The organism is Kordia zhangzhouensis (assembly GCF_001005305.1).
Classification (GTDB): domain Bacteria; phylum Bacteroidota; class Bacteroidia; order Flavobacteriales; family Flavobacteriaceae; genus Kordia; species Kordia zhangzhouensis.
Genome location: NZ_LBMH01000003.1, coordinates 57,011 through 75,282, shown reverse-complemented (window position 1 = coordinate 75,282; position 18,272 = coordinate 57,011). Strand labels below are relative to the sequence as shown.

15 protein-coding genes are annotated in these 18,272 nt (G+C 34.0%); 6 read left to right on the top strand and 9 right to left on the bottom strand.

Annotated elements, in window-relative coordinates:
• Positions 1-200 precede the first annotated feature (200 nt).
• From AA088_RS03665 to AA088_RS03655, 3 genes are all read left to right on the top strand, one after another.
• Positions 201-1,286 carry an amidohydrolase family protein gene (locus AA088_RS03665; protein WP_046743607.1) on the top strand — a complete coding sequence of 362 codons (1,086 nt, stop codon included), beginning with the start codon at positions 201-203 and terminating at the stop codon, positions 1,284-1,286.
• Between the two features lie 3 nt (positions 1,287-1,289).
• Positions 1,290-2,429 (top strand): hypothetical protein, encoded by a 1,140-nt coding sequence (locus AA088_RS03660; protein WP_046743606.1) that lies wholly within the window; start codon positions 1,290-1,292, stop codon positions 2,427-2,429.
• 121 nt (positions 2,430-2,550) lie between these two features.
• Entirely contained in the window at positions 2,551-4,095 is a 1,545-nt protein-coding gene (locus AA088_RS03655) for a peptide MFS transporter (RefSeq protein WP_046743605.1), read from the top strand.
• 123 nt (positions 4,096-4,218) lie between these two features.
• Here the strand turns inward: AA088_RS03655 and AA088_RS03650 are convergent, their stop codons facing one another.
• Positions 4,219-6,153, bottom strand: a complete 1,935-nt coding sequence (locus AA088_RS03650) for a T9SS type A sorting domain-containing protein (RefSeq protein WP_046743604.1) — start codon at positions 6,151-6,153, stop codon at positions 4,219-4,221.
• A 119-nt stretch (positions 6,154-6,272) separates the two neighbouring features.
• Between AA088_RS03650 and AA088_RS03645 the strand changes: the two genes are divergently transcribed.
• Positions 6,273-7,076, top strand: coding sequence for a class I SAM-dependent methyltransferase (locus tag AA088_RS03645; protein ID WP_046743603.1), 804 nt, complete (start codon positions 6,273-6,275; stop codon positions 7,074-7,076).
• Between the two features lie 31 nt (positions 7,077-7,107).
• On the opposite strand, the gene AA088_RS03640 is transcribed toward AA088_RS03645, so the two are convergent.
• Together AA088_RS03640 and AA088_RS03635 are read right to left on the bottom strand one after the other, a co-directional pair.
• Positions 7,108-7,887 (bottom strand): zinc ribbon domain-containing protein, encoded by a 780-nt coding sequence (locus tag AA088_RS03640; RefSeq protein ID WP_046743602.1) that lies wholly within the window; start codon positions 7,885-7,887, stop codon positions 7,108-7,110.
• A gap of 2 nt (positions 7,888-7,889) precedes the next feature.
• A complete protein-coding gene (locus tag AA088_RS03635) occupies positions 7,890-8,984 on the bottom strand; it encodes a Nif3-like dinuclear metal center hexameric protein (protein ID WP_046743601.1) in 1,095 nt (364 codons plus the stop codon).
• A 171-nt stretch (positions 8,985-9,155) separates the two neighbouring features.
• Between AA088_RS03635 and AA088_RS03630 the strand changes: the two genes are divergently transcribed.
• A complete protein-coding gene (locus AA088_RS03630; RefSeq protein WP_046743600.1) occupies positions 9,156-9,587 on the top strand; it encodes a hypothetical protein in 432 nt (143 codons plus the stop codon).
• A 43-nt stretch (positions 9,588-9,630) separates the two neighbouring features.
• Positions 9,631-10,659: a tetraacyldisaccharide 4'-kinase gene (gene lpxK, locus AA088_RS03625; RefSeq protein WP_046743599.1), complete on the top strand. Its 1,029-nt coding sequence runs from the start codon at positions 9,631-9,633 to the stop codon at positions 10,657-10,659.
• A gap of 263 nt (positions 10,660-10,922) precedes the next feature.
• Here lpxK and AA088_RS03620 read toward each other — a convergent pair whose 3' ends face one another.
• The 6 genes from AA088_RS03620 to AA088_RS03595 all read right to left on the bottom strand — a co-directional run bounded on the left by AA088_RS03620 (position 10,923) and on the right by AA088_RS03595 (position 18,272).
• Positions 10,923-13,124, bottom strand: a complete 2,202-nt coding sequence (locus tag AA088_RS03620) for a response regulator (protein ID WP_064972160.1) — start codon at positions 13,122-13,124, stop codon at positions 10,923-10,925.
• Positions 13,125-13,149: 25 nt separating this feature from the next.
• Positions 13,150-14,145, bottom strand: coding sequence for a type I glyceraldehyde-3-phosphate dehydrogenase (gene gap, locus AA088_RS03615; RefSeq protein ID WP_046743598.1), 996 nt, complete (start codon positions 14,143-14,145; stop codon positions 13,150-13,152).
• A gap of 302 nt (positions 14,146-14,447) precedes the next feature.
• Positions 14,448-15,323 carry a lipoyl synthase gene (gene lipA / locus AA088_RS03610; RefSeq protein ID WP_046743597.1) on the bottom strand — a complete coding sequence of 292 codons (876 nt, stop codon included), beginning with the start codon at positions 15,321-15,323 and terminating at the stop codon, positions 14,448-14,450.
• A gap of 86 nt (positions 15,324-15,409) precedes the next feature.
• Positions 15,410-16,627 (bottom strand): Nramp family divalent metal transporter, encoded by a 1,218-nt coding sequence (locus tag AA088_RS03605; RefSeq protein WP_046743596.1) that lies wholly within the window; start codon positions 16,625-16,627, stop codon positions 15,410-15,412.
• The gene (locus tag AA088_RS03600; protein ID WP_046743595.1) at positions 16,624-17,181 is read right to left on the bottom strand and encodes an RNA polymerase sigma factor; all 558 of its coding nucleotides are present in this window, start codon (positions 17,179-17,181) and stop codon (positions 16,624-16,626) included. Before AA088_RS03600 ends, AA088_RS03605 begins: the two co-directional genes overlap by 4 nt.
• Positions 17,172-18,272: a glycosyltransferase gene (locus tag AA088_RS03595; protein WP_046743594.1), complete on the bottom strand. Its 1,101-nt coding sequence runs from the start codon at positions 18,270-18,272 to the stop codon at positions 17,172-17,174. The genes AA088_RS03600 and AA088_RS03595 overlap by 10 nt, the downstream gene beginning before the upstream one ends.

The window sequence follows — 18,272 nt, the reverse complement described above, 5'->3', positions numbered from 1 at the left end:
TTATACTGTTAAATACATCACATTTTTTAGAAGAAATAGTATTTTTATAGGATAATTTATGCGTGAGTGAAGGAAATACTTTGGCTATACTTAGTACGAGTATATAAGAGTTTCTTTTAGCACAATTAAACTCTCATTACTAATATACTAATCAAAACAAAGAACACATCATTTTAACCACGCTCAAAAACAACACCACCTTGAAAAGAAAACTGCGCATTAACGGACATTCACATTTGTTGCCTTACCCTGAACAAATTCCTCAATTTATGAAGGAGAAAAAGATTTTTTGGGTAGACGACGAACGAAAATATATGTTGCAATCCGATTGGAAACGACCTGTGACTGATTCAAGTTTTTTTTTAAATGAAAAACTAGAGTGGATGGAACGCAATAAAATTGACCATGCTGTGATTTTAAATTTATCGCAATTGTACGGAAATGGTTTGCGTTTGGAAATGATGAAACATGCATTGCGTTTTCAAAATGATTTTAACGCAGAAGTACAACGAAATCATCCTGCTAAATTTACATGCGGATTTGTTGTGCATCCTGGGTTTATTCATGGTGCTTTATGGGAAATTGAGCGTTGTGTGGAAGAATTAGGATTGCGCGTACTGTGTTTGCCTACACATTTTATGGATTCCATAGGGCAGTGGCGATGTGTGTTTGATGAAGAAAATGATCCAATTTTCGAATTGGCTAATAAATATAAACTCGCTATTGAGATTCATCCGTATGACGGAGATAAAATGATTAAACTAGAAAATGTAAACTGGCGTTTTCATTTAATATGGATGTTGGCTCAATGTGGAGATGCTTATCATTTTTATACGTTGAACGGAATGCAGGAACGATTTCCTAATATAAGAACTTGTTTTGCACACGGTGGACAGTTGGCACAAATGAATCTCGGGAGAAGGATTCAAGGGTTTGATGGTCGTCCAGATTTGTTTGAAGGAAAAGTACACCCACGAAAAGCAGTGGGACATCCAAATATTTATTTTGACACATTGGTACACGATACAGATTCGTTTAAATTAATGGTGCAACGTCAAGGAAGTCAGCAAATTATTATGGGACTTGACGATCCTTATCCGTTAGGAGAAATGGAAAGTAAGCCACAATCTTCTTATCCAGGAAAGTTATTGGATTTGGCAATTGAACGCGATATCATTACACAACAACAATACGATGACATTTGGGAAGATAATGTACTACGTTGGTTATTTGGAAACGATGAAGAGACAAAGAAAAAGCTGGTGGATAAAATATTAGCAAAATAATCAATGACAGCAGTAGAGCAATTTCACAATTTAGCGCATATTTTTATTTCCTTCATTGGAGCGATACTGCTATTAGCTATTTATTCAAATATTCGGAAGCGTTTCCGTCAAATTCTTGAAGAAGATGAGTCGCAAAAACGTGTTGATAGTGGTTTGTTGTATTTGAGTTTGGCAATGTTTGTGTGGGTTGGCTCTGGAATATGGGCGTATGCGTCCAAGCATTTTCACTTTTCGGAAAGTATGACTTATCAAATAGGTGTTAACTTGTTGTCTATCATCAACAACCTATTTTTATTAATGGCGCTTTTTTACTTTTATTATGCGCCCAAATTCATTTATAACAATACTAAAAATGTCCGAATTATAATTGGAATTATATTTGGAGTTGCATCAATCACTTTGATTATGGCGGCCATTTTAGGTGAAAATAATATTTATCATAATGTAAAACTAAATGCATTGCCTGACTTACTACTATCGGGGTTTTTATGTTTTTTATTGATGCTATCGTTTTACAAAACCTTTTTATATCGTGGACTCAAGTTGGTTGCAATGATTTCGGTAGTAATCATGTTTTTAATTTTGGTATCTCAGTTGCCAGAAGTGTTTTTAAGTATCAATGATGAATTTACTACGTTACTCATTAAAATTATTGCCAAAACCTCTTTAATCTCTTTGTTTTTGGTACTGGCTACCAGTTGGGTAATTCAATTGGCAAATACACCAAGACCTAATGAAATGCGAATTAGGTTTTTGGACTGGGCATTGATTCAATTGAGTATTCCGTCAAAAAATATCAATAACGCTACAGTCGATTTTGGCTCTAAAACTACTCAATACAAAAACTTACTAAAATTTGCCATTCGTCGTGCACATGCAAGTAGTGATCAACAAAGTATGTTGGTAAGTACTGCCGGAGAAATAAAAAACCAAACTTACCTTACCCGTATTATAGAGAATGTCAATGAAATTTTACAGTTAGAAACTGATCAGCAACTAGAACGTAGAGATTTGTTTACGTTTTTGGGAGAAGGAAAGTACAGATTGCGTATGATTCCTGAGAACATTTTTATTGATGAAGGATTGCTGCATGAGTTTGTGCAGAAGGCTGAAAATGAATTGTATAAGGATATTTGTAATTAATTGTGTTTTACTTACAATTTCACACAACTTATTATTTTTTATAATACTTTACTACACAACTTCTATTTCCTTTTTATTCCAAACATATTTGTCATGTTACTAATTTTTAAACCAAAAATACATGACATCATCTACAGTTTCCGAAACACGTTTTGGACATCCTAAAGGACTTTTTTATTTGTTTTTTGCTGAATTATGGGAGCGTTTCTCTTTTTATGGCATGAAAGCATTGCTTATTTTATATATGACCAAACAATTGCTGTTTAGTGATGATATGTCTATTGGAATTTTTGCAGCGTACATGTCGCTTGTCTACGTGACACCAGTATTAGGAGGTATTATTGCCGACCATTATATAGGCTATCGGAAGGCAATTTTTCTTGGAGGTGTATTAATGGCATTGGGACATTTTTTTCTGACTATAGAATTGCCAGTATTTTTTTATGGATCACTAGCTTTGATTATAGTGGGTAACGGATTTTTTAAACCGAATATTTCAACCTTTGTTGGTGCGTTGTATGATGAACAAGACAAACGACGAGATTCTGGATTTACCATTTTTTATATGGGAATTAACATAGGAGGAGCAGTTGCTCCATTACTATGTGCATGGTTTGCTGAGGTATATGGATGGCATTATGGCTTTATGTTGGCAGGAATAGGGATGATGTTAGGGCTGTTTTTCTTTTATAGAGGAACCCAAAAAAATGTGTTTCAAGGAAAAGGAAATGTACCTGATCAAAAAATATATGACAAACGATTTTTAGGGATGAATAAAGGACAATTGGTTTGGTTAAGCGCTTTCTTGGCAGTTCCTATTTTTGCAATGATTGTGCGTTTTAATGAGTATGAACATTATATAGTATGGATTGCTACGATTGCAATTACTGGAATGATGATTTACATTTATCGCTCGGTGGGAAGTATTGCAAAAAGGCGATTGTTAGTAACTGCATATTTTACCATTTTGATGGCTTTGTTTTGGGCAATTTTTGAACAAGCAGGCAGTTCATTGACTTTATTTGCCGATCGTAATATCAATCTTGTAGGAATGAATGCCGCACAAACTAATAGCATCAACTCAGGATTCATTATTTTACTGGCTATTCCTTTTTCATGGTTATGGACAGTGTTGATTCAAAGGAATAAAAACCCAAATTCGGCCATTAAAGCAGGGTTAGGATTGTTCTTTTTAGGAATGGGTTTTATTGTTTTTGCAATGTCGGCAAATTCAGTTGATGCATTTGCTAAAACGCCTATGTGGTATTTGTTTGTAGGGTATTTTATTTTAACAGTAGGGGAATTGTGTATTTCTCCAATAGGACTTTCTAAAATGACAGAGCTTTCTCCAAAAAAGTATTTAGCATTCATTATGGGAGTGTTCTTTTCAGCGTCTTTTTATGGACACTTTTTTGCTGGAAAAATAGCTAAGTTAACAACTGTTTCTGAGGAAGAAAATGTGTTTGCGAGTGGGATTTTTGGTCAAATTACTGAAACAATCACAGGACTTACAAGCAATTTCACAGGAAGTAACCAAGCGGCATTTGAACAATTATACCAATATGTCTCTGTGTATGCTGTATTTGGTGTGCTAACTGCTGGAATTGGAATACTTGTAATGTTGATATCGCCTTTTATTAAAAAGTTGATGAGCGGCGTTCATTAATCAAAAGAGGAAAAGAAAGTTATCCTTTTGTTTATTTGTAGCGAAAGAGCTAGCAATTTTTTCACAAAAAAAGCCTTGCATTTGCAAGGCTTTTCGATTTAGCACTATTACTTTGTTCAGCAATTACTGCTTCACAATAAGTTTTGTATATAGGTTTCCAGAAGTACCTTGTAAGCTCACAAAATAACTTCCTGTTTTTAGTTCGCTCATATCAATTGATTGTTGTGAGGCTTGTAGTAAAAAAGTTTTTACTTTTTGTCCTACAAGATTGTATATGATTACTTGTTGAATAGCTTCCGAAGATTCAATTTGTAGCTTTCCAGTAGTAGGATTTGGATACAAAGCAAATGAAGTAGCTGATACATCAGGAGTACTTAATGTGTTTGTAATGGTCATACTTGTAGAAGCGCTATATAAATTACAATCGCCAACGGTGTGTGTAATGGTGTATGTTCCATCAGTTGAAGCAGATAAATCAATTTCTCCAGTAGTAGCGTTGATTACTAATCCAGCAGGTTCAGCAGTAAATACACCCGTTACACCAGTAGTACGAGTAGGTGTTGGATCTGAGTCATCTGTTGCATACGTGTTAGAAGCATAGGCAAAATCTGCAAAGTCATTATAATGTAAGTCAATATAGTTTTTAATAACAGTGGCATAGTCGTCTGCAAATGGAACTAAAGTTTGTGGACGTGTATCGTATACATTTCCATTATATGTTCCTAAATCACGCACTCTACGATTTACTTCTGTCATGATACCATCAATTGTTCCGCCACCGCCTTGTCCGTCACTCGCAGCTGGTCCAGATCCATGACGTCTATTATTGTAATAATCTCCATCAAAATAAGCATTAGAATATGGGCGAGTATCATCACATGAAGATGAACCTCCATTTACGTTACTTGGTAAGGTACGGTATCCCGAAGTAACACCACAACCAGAATATCCTTGAGCGTTGTAAAAAGCACCACCTGTAGAAGCAAAAAGACCTCCAAGGCTATTAGGTCCTCTTACCAATTCTTCTTGTGTTAGGTTTCCTAAGTTGTTATTTACCAAATTTGTAATTGTAGTATTTGAAACAGAGTTTAAATAATTGGTTGTTGTATTGTTTAAATCAGATGAAGAGATATTGTACCCAGCTTCAATTCTAGGAATACTGTGACTTTGTCCATGTAAATCAATGTACAATCCTTTTCCCCATTTGCTCATTACATCGGCACTTGCTTGATCGATAAAGTTGTGAAATGCATTCCAATAGAATAAGGCATCAGCATCTCCACACGTAGCCTCGTTCTGTTCTCTGTTTGGATCAAGTTTACTTCTATGTAAATTGTTGATAATGATATATGGATAACAGCCCGTTTGATCGTATACTGACTGTTGAATTTCACGAATTAGAATGTCTGTATTATCGTCTCTTTCATTAGTACCACAGTTTCTATCTGGTAGCGTACTGTCGTTATCTGGATAAAATACACCTCCAATAGTTTGTCCTGATTGTTTTACACCTCCATGTGGAGCCGAAATAATAATAGGCATATTTCCTGGAATGTATTCAATGTACTCATTTCCACTGGTGTCAAATTGTGAAGGCTCAGGTACAGGTGTTGGTGCTGGGGTAGGTTGCTCTAATGCAAAATAGATAGTTTGTGTAATTTCGGTGTTGGTTCCGCTAGTATCAAAATTTCCATCAAATGTAAAAGCAGTTTGTCCATCAGCAGTAATGCTTAAACTACCACCTCCATTCCAGCCATCTCCATACGTATCGTATACAATCACATAATACCCCGTACCAGCAGGCATATTATCATCTACAGGATACGAAACAGACATCGTAGTTTCATTATAAGAGGTATTGGCACTTCCATCATAACCATTGTCAATAGTTTGCAAAAGTGTTCCACTAGGATTATAGAATTCTACTTTGTTTTCTGTAGACCAGTTTGGCCAGTTTACTGTTAGAATTACATCAACATTTTGAGCAAAAGTTGAAGCGCTCATCAATAAGCAACAAATCAAAATACTTTTAAATAAAGAAAAAGTAGTTTTTCTCATAGGTCAATTATTTAGTGTAAGATTAATTAGGGTACGATTTAGAATTTTTTCCTTACAATTGTAGTCAAGGAGAAAACCTAAACACAATAATACGATAAATGACATAAAAAATCGATAAAATGAATGATAATTATTTTAAGACCAATAAAGAAACTTGGAATCAAAAAGTAGCTATTCATGCTAAAAGTGAAATGTATGCGATGGAAGCTTTTAAGCTTGGAGCCACTTCGTTGATGAAATATGAGCTCGCTAGTTTGCCTGACATACAAGGAAAATCATTACTGCATTTGCAATGTCACTTTGGGCAGGATACGCTTAGTTGGGCTCGGATGGGAGCAAAGTGTACAGGGATTGATTTGTCGGATGAAGCTATTAAGCTAGCACGTTCATTGAACGAAGAATTATCATTGGATGCACAATTTCATTGTTGTAATTTATATGATGTAAATACTCATGTTACAGATACATTTGATATTGTTTTTACAAGTTATGGTGTAATAGGTTGGCTACCCAATCTCCATGAGTGGGCACAAATTATTGCTTCTCGATTAAAAGAAGGAGGTACATTTTATATGGTTGAGTTTCATCCTATTGTGTGGATGTTTGATTATTTACAAACTCCTCCTAAGTTAGCGTATGCATATAGTCAAGAAGAGGTTATTTATGAGGAATATGAAGGAACATATGCTGAAGATGGAGAAACAACTATGATTAGTAAGGAATACGCTTGGAATCATGGTTTAGGCGATGTAATTAATGCTTTGATTTCAGCAGGACTTACTATTGAGTTTTTAACAGAGCACGATGCTTCACCTTATAATGTATTACCCAATCTTACTCAAAATAAAGAAGGGTTGTATGAAACTAAAGACCAATTATATCCGTTAATTTATGAGTTAAAGGCCATAAAAAAACCTCGCTAAGTAGCGAGGTTTTTTTAAGATTATATTCGAATTAAAACTTTGCAAAAAGCTTATCCATTTTTTCTCTTTCTTCATCAGCTAATGCAGGATCTACTAAAATACGACCACTATGCTCATCAGTAATGATTTTCTTTCTTGAAGCAATTTCCACTTGTACTTGTGGAGGAATTGTAAAATATGAACCTCCAGAAGCTCCGCGTTCAATTTGTACTACTGCTAATCCATTACGTACGTTGCTACGGATGCGTTTGTAAGCAGCTAATAAGCGATCTTCGATTAATTTTTCAAATTCTTCAGACTTCTTCATTAAGAACTCTTCTTCACGCTTAGTTTCTTCTAAGATGTCGTTTAATTCTGCTTTTTTGTGCTTTAAGTGTGATTCTCTTTCACTTAAACGCTCTTTTGTTTGATCAATAACAGCTTTCTTTTGTTCGATGGCAGCTTTAAATTCTTTAATATGCTTTTCAGCTAATTGCATTTCCAATTCTTGGTATTCTACTTCTTTAGATAATGCGTTGTATTCTCTGTTGTTACGAACATTTTTTTGCTGCTCCGTATATTTTTTGATTAAGCTTTTTGCCTCCTCAATAATATTTTTTTTGCTTTTAATATCTTCATCAATCTGATCAAGATCATTATTAAACTTTTCAAGTCTTGTGTTTAATCCAGCCACTTCGTCTTCCAGATCTTCCACTTCCAAAGGAAGCTCTCCGCGAACATTTCTAATCTCGTCAACACGAGAGTCAATAAGTTGTAAATCAAAAAGTGCGCGTAATTTTTCTTCGACCGTAACTTCTTTCTTCTTTGCCATATTTATGAATACTTGATTGGATTTGTATTTTCTGCTGATAAAATGAACGCAAAATTAGGAATTTTTTTTGTAAGATACTCAAATAAAAGATTTTTTGTATACTGCTCACTTTCATAATGTCCAATATCAGCCAAAATCAACTGTCCTTCCGCTTTGTAAAAATCATGATATTTCAAGTCTGCTGTGACATACGCGTCTACACCAGCACGTTTGGCAGCTTCAATTGCAAAGCTTCCGCTACCACCCAAAACAGCTACTTTTTGAATCATTTTTCCTAATAAATGCGAGTGACGCACCACAGGAACTTTCATTTTTGTCTTTAAAAGTGTCATGAAATGCATTTCATTGATTGGTTTTTCAAAATGACCAATCATTCCCATACCTATATGTTGGTTTGTATTTTCAAGAGTTGTAACCTCATAAGCAACTTCTTCATAAGGATGTACTTGTTGCAGTGTATTTATTATTTTTCCTTCCAAGTGCCTAGCAAATGTAATTCCAAGTTGTACTTCTTCTTCAAAATGTGTTTCGCCTTTGATACCAATTGTAGGGTTAGATGCTTCATTTCCTCTAAAACTTCCTAATCCTTCAGTATTAAAACTGCAATGATCGTAGTTGCCAATACTTCCAGCACCAACGGCAAACAAAGCGTTGCGTACTTTTTCTGCAGAAGCCTTAGGAGCAAACGTAATTAGTTTTTTGATGGTTGCTTTTTGTGGAATTAATATAGATTTTTGAGTTAGTCCTAACTCGTCACAAATACGATCACTAACACCATTCCATGAATTGTCTAGCGCAGTATGCATTGCATAAATAGCAATATCATTTTTGATTGCTTTCTGTACTACACGTTCCACATAGGTTTTTCCAGTAATCTTTTTAAGACCAGAAAAAATGATTGGATGAAAACTCACAATCATATTGCAATTTTTTTCAATGGCTTCGTCAACAACATTCTCTAACGTATCTAAGGAGATAAGAACGCCATTTGTTTGTTGATTTCGGTCACCTACGAGCAAACCAACGTTGTCAAAATCTTCAGCGTAGGCAAGAGGACATAATTCCTCAATATGAGTAATAATATCTTGAACTTTCATGTATGTATGCTTTGACTCAAATATAAAAATTAGCTTGTTAATATAGATATTAAAAAAGGAAAAGCAAGTTTATTTAGAACGCTTACGAATTTATTTTGCTATTCGTACAATATTTTTCTACAGTTAGTGTAGAAAGTTTATTTTCAATACAGTAAATCTTAAATGTGTCATATGAAAACATATTTCTACGCATATCTAATCATTTATATATCGTCTACATTTTTTGTGCAGTCACAAAATAGTATAACACCTATTGAAGATGCAGAGTTGTTTAAAATATTGGTAAACATGAATGAGCATACAGTCATATCAAGAAGTAATGAATATTTTAGAATGCAGGCTATAAAAGTAACCAGTGACGAGCGTGCTATTGATGATGAAGATATTCAAGTATTTAAAAGCTTTTACTATATAGTAATTGCAGATTATGAAGAATCTCCGAATGGGAAATTGTATAAAACAAGCCATTTGATTTCGCCACAACTCATGGTGTATCCTGATAGCTATAAATTTTTCAAGATACTAATTACACATGGAAAGGAACAAGAACAACAATTAGTGTTATTTGCGTCCAATGAAAAACTATATGTGAAAAAGGAGTGAAGTTGATATTGACAATTCCTTAAAAAATTATACTTTCGTTGTTATGCGACGACTTCGATTGTTATTAGTACCCTTTGCTTTGATATACGGCATTATAGTATGGATACGCAATTGGCTATTTGATAAAGGAATTTTGAAATCAACTTCCTATGATTTTCCTGTTATCTGTGTTGGAAATGTAAGCGTTGGTGGCACGGGAAAATCTCCTATGATTGAGTATTTAATTCGGGTACTTAAAGACGATTATAAAATTGCAACATTAAGTCGTGGTTATAAACGAAAAACAAGAGGATTTGTACTTGCAAATTCATCAACAACTGCCGAAGACATTGGAGACGAGCCTTTGCAATTTTATCATAAATTTAAAAATGAAATTCGTGTAGCAGTCGAAGCCGAACGAACGGTTGGAATTGAAAGATTACGAAACTTGCCCAATCCACCCGAAGTTATTTTGTTGGATGACGCCTTTCAGCATCGAAAGGTAAAAGCAGGGTTTCATATTTTGTTAACACCGTTTGCAGATTTATATACAGACGACTGGATGTTGCCGGCGGGAAATTTACGAGAACCTATTGCAGGAGCAAAACGTGCAGATATAATTATAGTTACTAAATGTCCGATGTTTCTTTCTGTGGAAATGCAAAAAAAGATAGTGGGGAAGATACATCCTAAATCGTACCAACAGTTATTTTTTACCACAATTGCTTATGCAGAAGAAGTAATTGGTACTCATGATACAATGTTATTGTCATCATTTAGTGAGTCGGAATTTATACTTATTACAGGAATAGCAAATCCAACCCCATTGTTACAATACTTGAATGAGCAGCAGTTGCGGTATACACATTTAAAATATCCAGATCATCACCATTTTAGCGAAAGTGATATTCAACAGATCAAACAAAAAGCAATAAATACCCGTATTTTGACTACGGAAAAAGATTTTATGCGATTGCAAGATAGTATAGAAAAGGTGTATTATTTGCCAATCAGCGTACAATTTGTAAAAGATGAAGAGGTGTTTAAGGAAAAAGTGCAAACATTTGTGGAATGCCTCACTAAAGAGTCATGATGGTTTTTTATATGAATATAAACACCATTCTTCTATTATATTATTGAAATAAGCATCAAACGTAGCGATATAAAAAAGAAAGGCGAGTTTTATAACTCGCCTTGTTCTTTTAACTAACCAATCCAAAAATTTATATGAAATGAAAACAAAGCTTAATTGCTTTTTTTGATTTCATCGATACAAATACAAAACATATGCCAAAAGTTAAAAGTAAACTTTTTTAAACGCTAAATAGTTGTTAAATAAATGGTTGGGATTTTTGCTTACGTCAATATATTTGAGATTTTCTTATAGAAAATTTCTGGGTCAAACGGTTTTGAAATAACCTCATTGAAACCTTCATTTAAAAAATCATCTTTATTATCATCTAACGAAATTGCGGTAAGCGCAATGATTGGTGTGGATACGTCAAACTTTCTAATTTCTTTAGTGGCTTCAATACCGCTAATTCCAGGCATGTGAATATCCATCAAAATGAAGTCATAACGATTGCTGCGAGCATGATCAATAGCTTGATACCCATCATCTGCTATATCGCAAGTCATATTTTGCTTTGCAATGATTTTCTTTGTAATTACTTGGTTGATTTTGTTGTCTTCTACCAGTAATACTTTGAACTTTCGGCTTTTTAAATCAGTTTTTTCTTCACCAATAGTCTCAGTATTTACTGCTTCAGGTTTTAGTTTGTCTAACACTAAAGCAAATCGGAAAGTAGATCCTTTTCCAAGTTTACTTTCTAGTTGAATATCGCTTTCAAGCAATTCTAATAAACTCTTTACAATTGTCAATCCCAAACCTGTTCCACCATATTTACGGTTGATTTGTACAGAACCTTGCGAGAAGCTATCAAAAATAGTTTCTTGCATTTCTTTAGAAATCCCGATTCCGTTATCTTTTATTTCGAATGCAATAGTTTGTTGCAATTCCGTTTCGTTGACAATTTTAGCATTGATTTCAACAGTTCCGTTTTTGGTGAATTTTAAGGCGTTACTGATTAAATTGATAAATATTTGAGACATTTTCAAATAATCTCCAATAAGCTTTTTAGGAATATCTTCATCAATATTTAGAACAATCTTATTGTTGTTTTCTTTCGATGTTTGAGTTAGAGAATTTACAACATCGTTTAAGACCTTTTTAAGGTTTAGAGGAGCTTTTTCTACTGCCAATTTTTTGGCTTCTATTTTATTGACCTGTAAAATGTCATTAATAAATGTCAATAAATAATCTCCAGAAAATTTTAATGACTTCAAATGCTCTTTTTGACTTTCACTAGGATTTTCTTCTAATAGTAAATGCGTTAATCCAGTAACTGCATATAAAGGTGTGCGCAATTCATGAGTTACAGTAGATAAGAACTGAGCTTTTGCTTTCATTGCTTTTTCTGCATTGTCTTTAGCAAGTTGCAACTCAGAATTTTTCTTTAACAATAAGTTGTTAGTTTTTACTTTGATTTGATTGTTTCTATACAACGAAATTGTTAAGAGAGAAATAATGATTAAGAGAGCAGAACTCAAAATAGAAGTAAGCTTGTTTCGCTTCCCTTTTTCAGAAGAATCTTCATAATCAATTTTTAATTGCTCTATATGGCGCTTTTGGAATTCATTATCAAAATATGCGTTTGCTTCTGCAACACTTTGTAAACTGATTACGTTAAAAATAGAATCTTTAATTTTGATGTAATTCTCTTGAAATTGATATGCTTTTTCTAAATCATTTAAACTAGCATACGTTTCACTAATAATTTTAGTACTTTGAAGCTTGATAAGTGGAAAATCATAAGATTTACCAATAGCCAAGGCAGTTTCTGCATTAAGTTTAGCATCTTCAAACTTTTTAATGTTTTTATATGCTTTTGCAAGGTTTAAGTGTACTTTGGCGCGTAAATAATTTGGTTGGTATGGATCATTAATAGGAAGTGAATTTTCAAATCGTTCAATAGCGCGCCCATTAATTCCTTGACTTAAATAGAAAAGTCCTCGATAGTATTTTAATTTATTGATATCATCAAGCGAATGGTATTTGTCAAAAATTTTTTCTGCTTTGCTAAAATATGCATCTGCATTGCTGTAGGAAGTGTTTCGAGTTGCGGTTAAAGCTCTCAATACATAGTTGTATCCTAATCCTAAAGAGTCATCTTCTTCATTTTGAATTTGTTCCGCTCTTTGTAAGTAGCTTTCAATTTCAGAGATGTTAAAATTATCGTAGTTTTCTTCAATACCTAATTCGGCGCGAAGTAAGTAAGCTCTGGCTTTACTTTTTTTGTCTTGAATGCTATCTGAAAGTTCTAAAATAGTGGTTAGTTTTTCAAGAGCACTTCCCATTTTAGCCTTCTTTTTGTATTCATATACGTCAACAAAAGAGCGTTCTATACTGTCCTTGATATGTTCATCGGATTGAGCTTGGGACAATACAGAGAATAAAGCAAACCAGAAATATAGAATGTGTTTTACTTTACACACCATGAAGGATGAATTTATTCAAAAATACTTATTTATTTGAAATATATAACATTAAATCAATTAATCTGTTAGAATAGCCAATTTCGTTATCGTACCATCCGACGACTTTGACCATTTTTCCGATAACAGACGTCATAAGGGCATCAAACGTGCAAGAATACGGGTTGTCAATCACATCTACCGAAACAATAGGATCTTCGGTGTACGATAAAATACCTTTTAGAGAAGTTTCTGCTGCTTTTTTAAAGGCAGCGTTGATTTCTTCAATAGAAGTCTCTCGTTTTACGTTAAAGGTGATGTCTGTAAGTGAGCCATCTGGTACAGGAACACGAATACCACAACCTCCAATTACGTCTGAAAGTTCAGGGAAAATTTTAGTCAGCGCCTTGGCAGCTCCCGTAGTAGTTGGGACAATGCTTTGACTTGCGGCTCTTGCTCTGCGTAGGTCGCGGTGTGGTTGATCGTGCAAACTTTGATCGGTGGTATACGAATGAATAGTGGTTATATACGCTTGTTCAATTCCGCACAAATTATTGATAATTTGAATCATTGGAGCGGCATTGTTGGTTGTGCATGAAGCATTTGAAATAATGGTTTCAGAGCCATCAATAATTTCTTCATTTACACCTAAAACTACCATTTTTAAATCATCGTCTTGTGGAGGAACTGATAAAATTACTTTTTTAGCACCATTGTTAATGTGATGTTGAAGGAACGCTTTTGTTTTAAATTTTCCGGTAGCTTCAACGACAAAATCGATAATGTAAGGTTGCCAATTTAATTGTGTGATGTCAGAAATATTTGTTACGGGATACTTCTTATGATCTACCAAAATTTCGTTTTCAGTATGACTAACTTTGTGGGGTAATACACCATGAATGCTATCGTATTTTAATAAATGACTCAACGTATGTGTATCAGCTAAATCATTAATTACTACAACCTCAATATTTGGGTGATTGAGTAATAAGCGAAATAAATTTCGACCGATGCGTCCAAAACCATTGATGGCAACTTTTATCATGTGAAAGTATGTTTTGAGAACATCAAAATTACATCTTTTTGTTGGAAATTAAGGTGTGATTTATTAGATGTGTGAGTTTCTTGAAATGTGCAATATTTCTAATGTACTTGAAACCTAGTTTAGGTGAGCGTTTCAGAATAGAAAGTAATGAGGATACTTTATTTTAGTATACCTTACAATCTTAAAAATTTGTAGAAAAAGTATTGTGTAGCGTTGGAGTATGCTATAAAAAAAGGCTAGAAACAAAAGTGTTCTAGCCAAAAGGTATAATTTATACTTCTGAATTCAGTATTCAAAATTTACTAGTCAATATGTTTATGTGCTTTGTAAGATGAACGTACCAATGCACCGCTTTCAACATGACGGAAACCTAAGTCCAGCCCAATTTGGCGATAGCGATCAAATTCATCAGGTGTTACAAAACGTTGAACAGGTAAATGCTTTTTACTAGGTTGTAAATATTGTCCAATAGTTACTACATCAACATTTGCAGCACTTAGGTCATGTAATGTTTCAATGACTTCTTTTTCAGTTTCACCTAAACCTAGCATGATTCCTGATTTGGTTCTGTTGACTCCTTGGTCTTTTAGGTATTTTAACACAGCTAAGCTACGATCATATTTGGCTTGAATACGTACTTCACGAGTTAAACGACGTACTGTTTCCATGTTATGAGAAACTACTTCTGGAGAAACTTCTACAATGCGATCTAAGTGACGTTCAATTCCTTGAAAATCTGGAATTAGTGTTTCTAATGTGGTCGTAGGATTCATACGGCGAACAGCCTTTACTGTTTCTGCCCAAATAATACTTCCCATATCTTTTAAGTCATCACGATCAACAGAAGTCAATACTGCATGCTTAATGTTCATGATTTTGATAGAACGTGCTACTTTTTCAGGTTCATCCCATGCTACTGTTTCTGGTCTTCCCGTTTTTACACCACAAAAGCCACACGAACGTGTACATACATTTCCTAAAATCATAAAGGTTGCCGTTCCTTCTCCCCAACATTCGCCCATGTTAGGACAACTGCCCGATGTGCATATTGTGTTTAATTTATACTTATCAACAAGTCCTCTGAGTTCGGTATATTTTTTTCCTGTAGGAAGCTTTACACGAAGCCATTTGGGTTTGCCTTTAGGCGGCAATACACTAGCTGTTGTTTCTGTACTCATATATCTTTTCTTCAATCAAAATCAGTTACAAAGATACAAAGAATCTTATTGACATACATGTTTTAACAAGTTCTTAGATAAAGCATTTATAATAAGGTTATGTACCCAACAGAAAATCCTGTTAAAAAAATAATTCCTATCCAGCTTATTACTCGTAATATACGTGTTGGTTGCCATTGTTTAGGTGTGTGTTTGCTAGTGATGAGGATATAATTGGAGATAGCATAAAAAGGAGCTGTAACAAATGATAAAACAGTAGCTATATAAATAAGTGAACTCATTTCAGATAAAAATTGTGTCATGATGATAATAGTTCCCGCAACCAAGATGAGCATCCAAAAAATATAACTGTGTTTGATGTATCTTCCAAATAATAGCTGACTTGTTTTTGCCATCGCTCGAGGAGAAGCATCTAAAGTAGTGAGAGTAGTGCTGAACATTGTGGTAAATGCTGCAATTGCAATGATTACATAAAATCCGCTTCCCAGATTTTTTGTATACAAGTCAATCAATTGAGCGGCAAAAACACCTCCTTTGGGAGAGAATTCAATCCCAGAATTGTACATAACATATGCTCCTAAAGCTATAAAGCAAGCGCCAAGTATGATTGTTACGATATAACCAAAGTTAAAGTCAAAAAGAGCAGTTTTGGGAGTGAATTTTTCTGTTTCTTGTCGTTTTTCAATTGCCCAAAGAGAATGCCATATGGATATATCGAGAGGAGCAGGCATCCAACCCATAAAAACGATTAATAATGTAATTCCTCCAATTTCAGTTGGAAAGACAGGTGTTGCAGATAAAGCGTTGTTACCATTAGAGATTGCAAAAATAACTGCGACTATTGTGCTTACGGTTAACACGACAATTATCACCTTCATGAGTTTGTCTAATAACTGATAGCGCCCCATGGCTAAAATCCCTAAGCAAAAAAATGTAATAATAGTGCTCCAAGTTTCCATAGTAAGCGCAATACCAAATAATTGAGAAGCTAATCCGGCTGTTACAATAGTAACGGCTGTTTGAATGGTAAACATGGTAGCAAATGATAAAATAAAATACGCAATGAGCAATCCGTTTCCTAGTTTTTTGTAGCCTTCTAATAAACTTTCGCCTGTAGCAGCGGCATAGCGTGGCCCAAATTGAAAAAACGGATACTTACAAAAGTTTACGAGTAATAATGCCCATATTAATCCCAATCCAAATTCGGCACCAACTTTAGTAGAATTTACCAAGTGGGAAACACCTATAGACGCACCTGCAAATAATAGACCTGGACCTAATTTTTTGATAAATGAAGCTGTCATTTTTCTTGAATAATTTCGGCTAAGAGTTTTTTTGCTCGAAGTAATTTGACTTTTACATTGTTCATAGGTTCTTGAAGTTGCTCAGAAATTTCTTTGTAACTCAATTCTTGAAAATACCGCAAATTAATAACTTCTTGATAATGTGGTTTGAGTTTTTTGATATCACGTAAAAGTTTTGCAAGATTTTGCTCCGTAATGATTTTATCTTCAGGAGTTGGTCCGTCATCAATAATTTGATATACTTCTTCTTCCTGTTCTTTGGTAGTTTCTATTGATGATTTCTTTTTTCGTAAAAAGTCAATATGTACATTTTTAGAAATAGTAATAAGCCATGTTTTGAATTTATATTTTTCGTCGAACGTGTCAATCTTATCAAAAGCTTTGGAAAATGTTTGAATCGTAATGTCTTCCGCATCGTTTTCGTTTTGGACACGTTTTAGTTGAAAACCGTATACGTCATTCCAAAAAGAATTAAGTAAAAAGTTGAAAGCAATTTGATTGCCTTCTTTAGCTTTTTGTATGTAAGCTTTCAGAATCGTTTCAGCTATTTCCAATGCGTCGGTTTTGAAGTCATATTGGCTATAAAGATACCAAAATGAATCACAACTAAAAAGACTTCTAGTACAGGAAGCATATATAAAGTGTCTTGTTCTTTAAGCTTTTTTGCTGAAAATCCGATAACTAGGTATTGTACAATGAAGCGGATTCCTAGAATTCCTAATGCATATAACCAAACCGAAGAGCAAAGTAAACTTATGGCTACTCCCCAAAAAAGGAGTTGTGTAAAATAAAAAGTTCCTAATAAAAATTTATGAATGAACTTGTAATGTGATGATGTGCTTACGTGCCTTCTTTTTTGCTGAAACCAACTACTTAATGAAGTTTTAGGTTGTGAAACAGTAAAACTTTCTTTGGAAAAACAAATTGCAGTATTTTTTCCTGTTGCAGCGTCCTTGATGAATAGGTCATCATCTCCTGAGCGAATTTTCATGTGATTTACAAAACCATTTACTCTATAAAATTCGTCTTTATGATAGGCTAAATTCCTGCCTACAGCAGTGTAAGGGATGCCTAATTTTGCATAACTGAATGCTTGCACAGCTGCCATCAACGTTTCAAAACGTATTAAAAGATTTAAAAAGGAATATTTTTTTCTTGCATAAGCACCGTAACCAATTACAATTTTTTTAGTGCTCGAAAAACACGAGGTAATTTCTGTTAGCCAATGAGTAGAGGAAGGAATACAGTCAGCATCAGTAAATACTAAATATTCATTTGTTGCGGCTTTAATGCCAAGTGTGAGGGCATATTTTTTATTTCCCCAAAAAGCTTCATTATTTTCAACATTGACAAGTTTGATTTGACTGTTTTTTTGCTGAAAATTTTCAATCACTTCCAAAGTTTCATCTGAAGAAGCATCATTGATGAGAACAATTTCAAAGTTTTTGTAGGATTGTTGTAATAATTTAGGAACTAGAATCTGTAAATTTTCAGCTTCATTTTTGGCACATACAATAATAGAAACAGGTAAGTTGTATTGCTTTTTTTTACGAGATTTTGCAAAGGCAAATGTGCTAAAAAATAGAAAATAAAGAACTTGAATAGCCGTAATTACTATAAAACTATAGAGTAGAAGTGTAATCAT

Coding starts and splice junctions, on each gene's coding strand:
- AA088_RS03660 (WP_046743606.1), top strand. CDS start 1,290: ATGACAGCAGTAGAGCAATTTCACAATTTAGCGCATATTTTTATTTCC.
- AA088_RS03655 (WP_046743605.1), top strand. CDS start 2,551: ATGACATCATCTACAGTTTCCGAAACACGTTTTGGACATCCTAAAGGA.
- AA088_RS03650 (WP_046743604.1), bottom strand. CDS start 6,153: ATGAGAAAAACTACTTTTTCTTTATTTAAAAGTATTTTGATTTGTTGC.
- AA088_RS03645 (WP_046743603.1), top strand. CDS start 6,273: ATGAATGATAATTATTTTAAGACCAATAAAGAAACTTGGAATCAAAAA.
- AA088_RS03640 (WP_046743602.1), bottom strand. CDS start 7,887: ATGGCAAAGAAGAAAGAAGTTACGGTCGAAGAAAAATTACGCGCACTT.
- AA088_RS03635 (WP_046743601.1), bottom strand. CDS start 8,984: ATGAAAGTTCAAGATATTATTACTCATATTGAGGAATTATGTCCTCTT.
- AA088_RS03630 (WP_046743600.1), top strand. CDS start 9,156: ATGAAAACATATTTCTACGCATATCTAATCATTTATATATCGTCTACA.
- lpxK (WP_046743599.1), top strand. CDS start 9,631: ATGCGACGACTTCGATTGTTATTAGTACCCTTTGCTTTGATATACGGC.
- AA088_RS03620 (WP_064972160.1), bottom strand. CDS start 13,124: ATGGTGTGTAAAGTAAAACACATTCTATATTTCTGGTTTGCTTTATTC.
- gap (WP_046743598.1), bottom strand. CDS start 14,145: ATGATAAAAGTTGCCATCAATGGTTTTGGACGCATCGGTCGAAATTTA.
- lipA (WP_046743597.1), bottom strand. CDS start 15,323: ATGAGTACAGAAACAACAGCTAGTGTATTGCCGCCTAAAGGCAAACCC.
- AA088_RS03605 (WP_046743596.1), bottom strand. CDS start 16,627: ATGACAGCTTCATTTATCAAAAAATTAGGTCCAGGTCTATTATTTGCA.
- AA088_RS03595 (WP_046743594.1), bottom strand. CDS start 18,272: ATGATTACACTTCTACTCTATAGTTTTATAGTAATTACGGCTATTCAA.